Source organism: Micromonospora fiedleri (genome assembly GCF_016774385.1).
GTDB classification, from domain to species: Bacteria; Actinomycetota; Actinomycetes; order Mycobacteriales; family Micromonosporaceae; genus Micromonospora; species Micromonospora gifhornensis.
This window is the reverse complement of the sequence record NZ_JAETXL010000002.1, coordinates 833,524-840,918: the sequence shown is the minus strand read 5'-3', so window position 1 is coordinate 840,918 and position 7,395 is coordinate 833,524. Positions and strand designations below refer to the sequence as shown.

Genomic DNA, 7,395 nt, shown 5'->3' with positions numbered 1-7,395 from the left:
GAAGCAGAGCAAAGGGGTTCAGGCAGACATGCCCGGCTCGCCGGCTGGTGGCATTGTGTGGTGTCCTGACATGGCCCACGGCACGCCGTTAGGGGCGGTGGGTCGGCGCGAGGGTCATGCGGGCGAGAAGGGCTACTCAACGACGGAGACCGCCGGTGAGAGAGGCTGCTGGCGAGAGAGGGCCGCTGGCGAGACTGAGACTGGCGAGAGAGGTCGGTTGGAGGGTCAGTCACGGGTCTGTGCGGATTCTCTGATTTCGCGGAGGAGTCCTGCTGCTTCGTCGACGGGGCGGAAGGGGAACATGGCGATGGCCACGCTGCCGTGGTCGGCCCAGCCGCAGACGGCGAAGTCGCCGCCCTCGCCGCTGGTGGTGCCGCATTTCATCACGCCGCCGAGTCGGCCCGGGGTCATGTCGCGTAGGCCGGTCACCGCACCCGTCTCGTCGGACATCAGGCCGAAGAGGCTTTCCAGGTCTCGCTCGGGCTGCCAGAGCAGGGTGGTGCCGCCGAAGAACAGTACCGATCGGCGCTCGTCGGCGGGGTCTTGGTAGACGGCACCGAAGCTGGTGTCGAGCTGGATGTCGGCGGCGAGGCCGCTGCGCAGGTAGTCGGCGGTGCTCACGGCCCGTTCGCTGTCGTCGCGGGTGAGCCCTGCGATCGTGTCCGGCGTGGCGATCAGGGTGTCCTTCTGCTGGGCGATGCGCCAGCCCCAGGCGCCGAGCGCACCCACACCCGTCAGCGCCAGGACGGCCAGGAGGACGATCACGATGCGGCGTCGGCGGCCACGGACCGTGGTGCGATCCGGGTCGTCCTGCGGGTCGCGGTTGCTCAGCTCGATCGGCTCGTCGGTCAGGTCAAGCGGCGGAGCCCCCTCGTCGAGCTGGCGCGCGGTGCGATGTGCGTCCGACATAGCCGCCACCGTACGCGAAAGCACCGGTGGTGGACGTCGGGTCTGCGGAAGCGCTCCGTAGACTTTCTTAGGTGACCGAGAACCTGGATACCCGACGCCCCGACGCCCCGACCATCGCCGGCCAGTACCAGCCCGGTGAGGTAGAGCAGCGACGGTACGAGCAGTGGGTAGCCGACGGTCGGTTCCGGGCGTCGGCAGACAGTGACAAGCCACCGTTCACCATCGTGATCCCCCCGCCCAACGTCACCGGCTCGCTGCACATGGGCCACGCGCTCGACCACACGGTGCAGGACGCCCTGGTGCGGCGGAAGCGGATGCAGGGCTTCGAGGCGCTCTGGCTGCCGGGCATGGACCACGCCGGCATCGCCACCCAGAACGTGGTCGAGCGGCAGCTGGCCGCGCAAGGGCTGTCCCGCCACGACCTTGGTCGGGAGAAGTTCGTCGAGCGGGTGTGGCAGTGGAAGGCGGAGTCCGGGGGCGCGATCCTGGGCCAGATGCGTCGCCTCGGTGACTCGGTCGACTGGGACCGTGAGCGCTTCACCATGGACGAGGGCCTGTCGCGGGCCGTACTGACGATGTTCAAGAAGCTGTACGACGACGGCCTGATCTACCGGGCGAACCGGATCATCAACTGGTGTCCGCGCTGCCTGACCGCCCTGTCGGACATCGAGGTGGAGCACTCCGACGACGACGGTGAGCTGGTCTCGATCCGCTACAGCGACGACGTGGTGGTGGCCACCACCCGGGCCGAGACCATGCTCGGTGACACGGCGGTGGCGGTGCACCCGGACGACGAGCGGTACCGGCACCTGATCGGCACCGAGGTCGAGTTGCCGCTGACCGGGCGTCGGATCCCGATCGTCGGTGACGCGCACGTCGACCCGGCCTTCGGTACCGGCATGGTGAAGGTGACCCCGGCGCACGACCCGAACGACTTCGAGATCGGGCAGCGACACGACCTGCCCGCGTTGACGGTCATGGACGAGCGGGGTGTGATCACCGCGCCCGGCCCGTTCGAAGGGCTGGACCGGTTCGAGGCCCGCCCGGCGATCGTCGCGGCGCTGCGCGCCGAAGGGCGCATCGTGGCGGAGAAGCGGCCGTACGTGCACGCCGTCGGGCACTGCTCGCGGTGCCGGACCACCGTCGAGCCGCGGCTGTCGTTGCAGTGGTTCGTCAACACCTCCCCGCTGGCCAAGGCGGCCGGTGACGCGGTGCGTGACGGCCGGGTGGCGATCGAGCCGGCGGATCTGGCCAAGCGGTACTTCGCCTGGGTCGACAACATGCACGACTGGTGCATCTCCCGCCAGCTGTGGTGGGGCCACCGCATCCCGGTCTGGTACGGCCCGGACGGCGAGGTGGTCTGCGTCGGCCCCGACGAGCAGCCGCCGACCGGCGAGGGCTGGCACCAGGACGAGGACGTGCTGGACACCTGGTTCTCCAGCGGGCTGTGGCCGTTCTCCACCCTCGGCTGGCCGGAGCAGACCCCCGAACTGGCGAAGTTCTACCCGACCAGCGTGCTGGTCACCGGGTACGACATCCTGTTCTTCTGGGTCGCCCGGATGATGATGTTCGGCCTGTACGCGATGGACGGCAAGCAGCCGTTCGACGTGATCGCCCTGCACGGCATGGTTCGCGACGAGCACGGCAAGAAGATGTCCAAGTCGTTCGGCAACGTGGTCGATCCGCTGGACTGGATCGACCGGTACGGGGCCGATGCGACCCGGTTCACCCTGGCTCGGGGGGCCAACCCCGGCGGGGACGTGCCGGTCAGCGAGGACTGGTGCCAGGGGTCACGCAACTTCTGCAACAAGCTGTGGAACGCGACCCGCTTCGCGCTGCTCAACGGCGCGCACACCGAGGGGCCGCTGCCGGGTGCGGCCGAGTTGTCGACCGTCGACAGGTGGATCCTGTCCCGGCTGGCGCAGGTCACCGCCGAGGTGGACGAGCAGTTCGAGGCGTACGAGTTCGCCAAGGTCTGTGATCTGCTCTACCACTTCGCCTGGGACGACGTCTGCGACTGGTACGTGGAGTTGAGCAAGCCGGTGCTGGCCGCCGGTGGTGCCGCCGCCGACACCAGCCGCCGGGTCCTCGGGCACGTGCTGGACCAGTTGCTGCGGCTGCTGCACCCGGTGATCCCGTTCGTCACCGAGGAGCTGTGGACCGCGTTGACCGGTGGTGAGACGGTGATGACGGCCGCCTGGCCGGTCGCCGACCGGGCCCGGATCGACAGCGGCGCTGAGGCGGAGATCGCCACCCTGCAACGGGTGGTCACCGAGGTCCGCCGGTTCCGTTCCGACCAGGGGCTGCGTCCGACCCAGCGGGTCGCGGCCCGGCTCGACGGGCTGGCCGGGGCCGGTGTCGCGGCGCACGAGCCGCTGATCCGTTCCCTGGCCCGGCTCGACGCGGCCGGTGACGGCTTCCAGGCCAGCGCGACGTTGGCCATGCCGGGCGAGGTCAGCGTCGCGCTGGACACCCGGGGTTCGATCGACGTCGCCGCCGAACGCGCCCGGCTGACCAAGGACCGCGCGGCGGCCGAGAAGGAGGCCGGGCAGGCGCGGGCGAAGCTGGACAACCCGGCGTTCGTCGGTAAGGCACCGGAACCCGTGGTTGCGAAGATCCGTGATCGGCTCGCCGCGGCCGAGGCCGACCTGACCCGCATCGACGCCGCTCTGGAGGCGCTGCCCTCGTGACCGACAGCAACGAACACGACGACCGCAGTGGTGCGGGCCGACCGGCGGACGCCGGTCGGCCCGGCCGCGCCGACGAGCGCCCCGAGCGGGGCAAAGCCGCCGAGCGGGCCGCCTTCGCCGAGATCGAGGCGGAACTTGCCGGGCGCGGCTTCACCCGGATGGTCTTCGAACTGGACCGCATCTCGGACCTGCTCGACCTGCTGGGCAGCCCGCAGCGGGCGTACCCGTCGATCCACCTGACCGGCACCAACGGCAAGACCTCGACGGCCCGGATGATCGACTCGTTGTTGCGGGCGTTCGGGCTGCACACCGGGCGGTACACCAGCCCGCACCTGGAGACCGTGCGGGAGCGGATCAGCCTGGACGGTGAGCCGGTGGACGAGGCCCGCTTCACCGCCGTGTACCAGGAGGTCAAGCCGCTCGCCGAACTGGTCGACGACCGCTCGGCCGAGCCGCTGACCTACTTCGACATGACCACCGCGTTGGCGTTCGCCACGTTCGCCGACGCACCTGTCGACGTGGCCGTGGTCGAGGTGGGGCTGGGCGGGGCCGAGGACGCCACGAACGTGATCCAGGCCGGGGTGTGCGTACTGACGCCGATCGGGCTGGACCACACCGAGTGGCTCGGTGACACGTTGCAGGACATCGCGGTCGCCAAGTCCGGCATCATCCACCCGGGCGCGACGGTCATCGCCGCCGCCCAGGAGGAGGAAGCCGCGCGGCCGATCCTGCAACGCTGCGCCGAGGTCGGTGCCACCATCGCCCGCGAGGGCTCGGAGTTCGGCGTACTGCGTCGGGCGGTGGCGGTCGGCGGGCAGGTGCTCACGTTGCAGGGCCTCGGCGGGGTGTACGAGGAGGTGTTCGTCCCGCTGCACGGCGCACACCAGGCGCAGAACGCGGCGGTGGCGCTCGCCGCCGTGGAGGCGTTCCTCGGCGCCGGTGCCCGGCGTCAGCTCGACCTGGAGACGGTCCGGGAAGGTTTCGCCACCGCCAGTTCCCCGGGTCGGCTGGAGCGGGTGCGTACCGCCCCGACGATCCTGCTCGACGGCGCGCACAACCCGCAGGGCATGGCGGCCACGGTCACCGCCCTGCAGGAGGAGTTCGCCTTCAGCAAGCTGGTCGCCGTGGTGGGCACGCTTGCCGACAAGGACGCGGCCAGCATGCTGGAGCTGCTGGAGCCGGTGGTCGATCAGGTGGTGGTGACCCGCAACAGCTCGCCACGGGCCCTGCCGGCAAAGGAACTGGCCGCGCTCGCCGCCGAGGTGTTCGGGCCCGACAGGGTCGAGGTGGCCGAGGAGATGCCGGACGCGATCGAGGCGGCGGTGGCGCTGGCCGAGGAGGACGTACCGGGTGAACTGGCCGGGGTCGGTGTGATCGTCACCGGTTCCGTGGTGACGGTGGCCGACGCGCGCCGGTTGTTGAAGCGATGAGCGGGCCGGAGGGCCCGCAGCAGCGGCGCTCGGGGCTGCGTGACCCGCAGCGGGCGGTACGCGGTCTCGGGGCCGGCACCCTGGCCCTGGAGGCGCTGGTGTTGCTGCTGGCCATCCAGCCGATCCGGTTGGTCGGCGGTGACCTGAGCGCTGCCGCGATCGGGGCGGTGGTGGCGCTGGCCGTGGCCGCCGCCATGCTGGCCGGTCTGATGGGCCGGCCGTGGGCGTGGAACGCCGGCACGGTGTTGCAGGGGCTGCTGCTGCTCTCCGGGCTACTGCACTGGTCGCTGCTCGTGCTGGGGGTGATGTTCGCGTTGGTGTGGGCGTACGCCTGGCATGTCCGTCGGGTGATCCTCGGCTGAGCCGTGCTCAGGCGTCGGCGCGTTCCCGCCACTGGGTGAGGGCGATGCCGTGACCGTCCGGGTCACGGAACGCCGCCGCCCACACCTCCAGCCGGTTGCCCCGGTTGACGACCCTCGGGGCGTAGGTGAACCGCACACCGGAGTCGCGTAGCTGTTCGTACGCCCCCTGGATGTCGTCGACGTCGAGGTTGACGTGCACCAGTCGACGGCTGACCGGCTGGGCGCCGGACACCTCGCGCAGCACCAGTCGGGTCGCCCCGGAGGCGAGTACGGCGTTGCCGGAGCCCCGGTCGACCTCGGTGAAGCCGAGCCGCCCCTGGTAGAACGCCAGGGAGCGGGCAAGGTCGGTGACCAGCAGGGTGATGCCGACACCGCTGATCGGCGCGGCCGGGTCCGCGGTGTCGACGGCCTCCGGGTCGTACCCGAAGATCGCCTCGTCCAGCTTGCGGGCCTCGACGGCGTCGTCCACTGCGGCCTCGCTGTCGACGGCGGACGGTGCCGGGTCGCTCGCCGTCGACGGCACTGACGTGAGGTCGCCCGCGGCCGTCGGTCGTGGTTGCGGGTCGTCCAACGGGAGGTCGAGCGGGTCGAGCGGATCGGGTGAGCGGGGGGCCGGGTCGGCCAGTCGGGCCCCGCTCGGCTGGGCGTCGACGAGAGCCTCCGTGGACGCGGTGGCGGCGGCGAACCGTTCCTCGGCCGGGGTACGAGGTGCCGGCGTGGCCCGGCGGGGCAGCTGATGGTCGTTCGACTGTTCCACCACCGTCCCCTCCAGCACGACCGGGCTTCCCGGACGCTGACGGACCCGTACCGGCTCCCGTGGCTCGACCGGCTCGACGGGTTCGTCACCGCCGGGACCCGCCAGCGGATCACTCAGCGGGAAGTCGTCCTCCGGTGCCCGGCCGGCCCACGGCGGGGCCTCCTGACCGATGAGGACCTCGTCCGGGGGTACCTGGGTGGCGTACTCGGGAGGCGGCTCGGTGGGGTCGGTCTCGGCGTGGGTGGGCACCTCGTCCCAGAGCACCCGGACGTGTCGCGGGTCGTCCAGGGCCACCCGGATCGGCAGGCTCTGGCCCAGCGACGGCCACTTCGACACCGGTACCCGAGGCTCGATGATCTTCTTCGACCGGGGCGGTAGGCCCGGGGCGTCGATCACCAGTTGAAGTTCGCAGCGCCCGAAGGCGTACTGGGTGGGTGGCTCCGAGGCGCTGTGCACGTGCCCGGCGCCCACGACCCAGGTGCGCCCGCCGGCGCGGACCGTGGCCAGCGCGATCGCCAGCGCCAGGACCGCGACGCCCAGCGCCACGATGGCCCAGCTGGTCATGCCCAGGCCGAAAAGGATGACGAAGGAGGCCACGGTGCCGAGCACCGCAGCGACCAACTTGCGTACCGGTGCGATGGGTCGGTTCCCGCCGTTCGCCACAGTGGACCTCCCGGGTGGTCAGGGCCAGGCTAGGCCGGATCGGGGATCGGGGGAAGCACCGACCACCGCGCCGGCGCCGGGACCGGGTCGCTAGGCTGACCGTACCCAGCCCGACCGGCTTCCGCTCTGAGGAGGAACCCAGCGTGTCCAGCAGCAGCCCGGACGAGCGTACGCTCGTACTGATCAAGCCCGATGCGGTCCGCCGTGGATTGGTCGGCGAGATCATCTCCCGCTTCGAGCGCAAGGGGCTGCGGATCGACGCCATGGTGTCCAGGACGATGGACGCCGCGCTGGCCGACGAGCACTACGCCGAGCACGTGGACAAGGCGTTCTACCCGCCGCTGAAGACCTTCATGACCGGTGGTCCGCTAGTCGCCCTGGTGCTCTCCGGTGACCAGGTCATCGACGTGGTGCGTGGCCTGATCGGGGCCACCGACGGGCGCAAGGCCGCCGCCGGCACCATCCGGGGTGACCTGTCGCTCTCCAACCGGGAGAACCTGGTGCACGCCTCCGACTCGGCCGACAGCGCCAAGCGCGAGATCGCACTCTGGTTCCCCGAGCTGAGCTGACGACCTGCCGGGCGG

Annotated in this window: 6 protein-coding genes; 4 read left to right on the top strand and 2 right to left on the bottom strand. The window is 71.1% G+C overall.

All coding sequences use genetic code 11. The annotated features are described in order from the left end of the window. Window positions 1–225: 225 nt before the first annotated feature. Window positions 226–909: a hypothetical protein gene (locus JMF97_RS07800; RefSeq protein ID WP_203220852.1), complete on the bottom strand. Its 684-nt coding sequence runs from the start codon at window positions 907–909 to the stop codon at window positions 226–228. A gap of 71 nt (window positions 910–980) precedes the next feature. On the opposite strand from JMF97_RS07800, the gene JMF97_RS07795 reads away from it, so the two are divergent. From JMF97_RS07795 to JMF97_RS07785, 3 genes are all read left to right on the top strand, one after another. Beyond that, window positions 981–3,599 carry a valine--tRNA ligase gene (locus tag JMF97_RS07795; RefSeq protein WP_203220851.1) on the top strand — a complete coding sequence of 873 codons (2,619 nt, stop codon included), beginning with the start codon at window positions 981–983 and terminating at the stop codon, window positions 3,597–3,599. 158 nt (window positions 3,600–3,757) lie between these two features. Further along, window positions 3,758–5,029, top strand: coding sequence for a bifunctional folylpolyglutamate synthase/dihydrofolate synthase (locus tag JMF97_RS07790; RefSeq protein WP_238359019.1), 1,272 nt, complete (start codon window positions 3,758–3,760; stop codon window positions 5,027–5,029). Beyond that, window positions 5,026–5,391: a DUF4233 domain-containing protein gene (locus tag JMF97_RS07785; protein WP_013735434.1), complete on the top strand. Its 366-nt coding sequence runs from the start codon at window positions 5,026–5,028 to the stop codon at window positions 5,389–5,391. Before JMF97_RS07790 ends, JMF97_RS07785 begins: the two co-directional genes overlap by 4 nt. Before the next feature lie 7 nt (window positions 5,392–5,398). On the opposite strand, the gene JMF97_RS07780 is transcribed toward JMF97_RS07785, so the two are convergent. Next, window positions 5,399–6,811 carry a VOC family protein gene (locus JMF97_RS07780; protein WP_203220850.1) on the bottom strand — a complete coding sequence of 471 codons (1,413 nt, stop codon included), beginning with the start codon at window positions 6,809–6,811 and terminating at the stop codon, window positions 5,399–5,401. A gap of 143 nt (window positions 6,812–6,954) precedes the next feature. Between JMF97_RS07780 and ndk the strand changes: the two genes are divergently transcribed. Further along, the gene (ndk, locus tag JMF97_RS07775; protein ID WP_102660988.1) at window positions 6,955–7,380 is read left to right on the top strand and encodes a nucleoside-diphosphate kinase; all 426 of its coding nucleotides are present in this window, start codon (window positions 6,955–6,957) and stop codon (window positions 7,378–7,380) included. The last annotated feature ends 15 nt before the right edge of the window (window positions 7,381–7,395 follow it).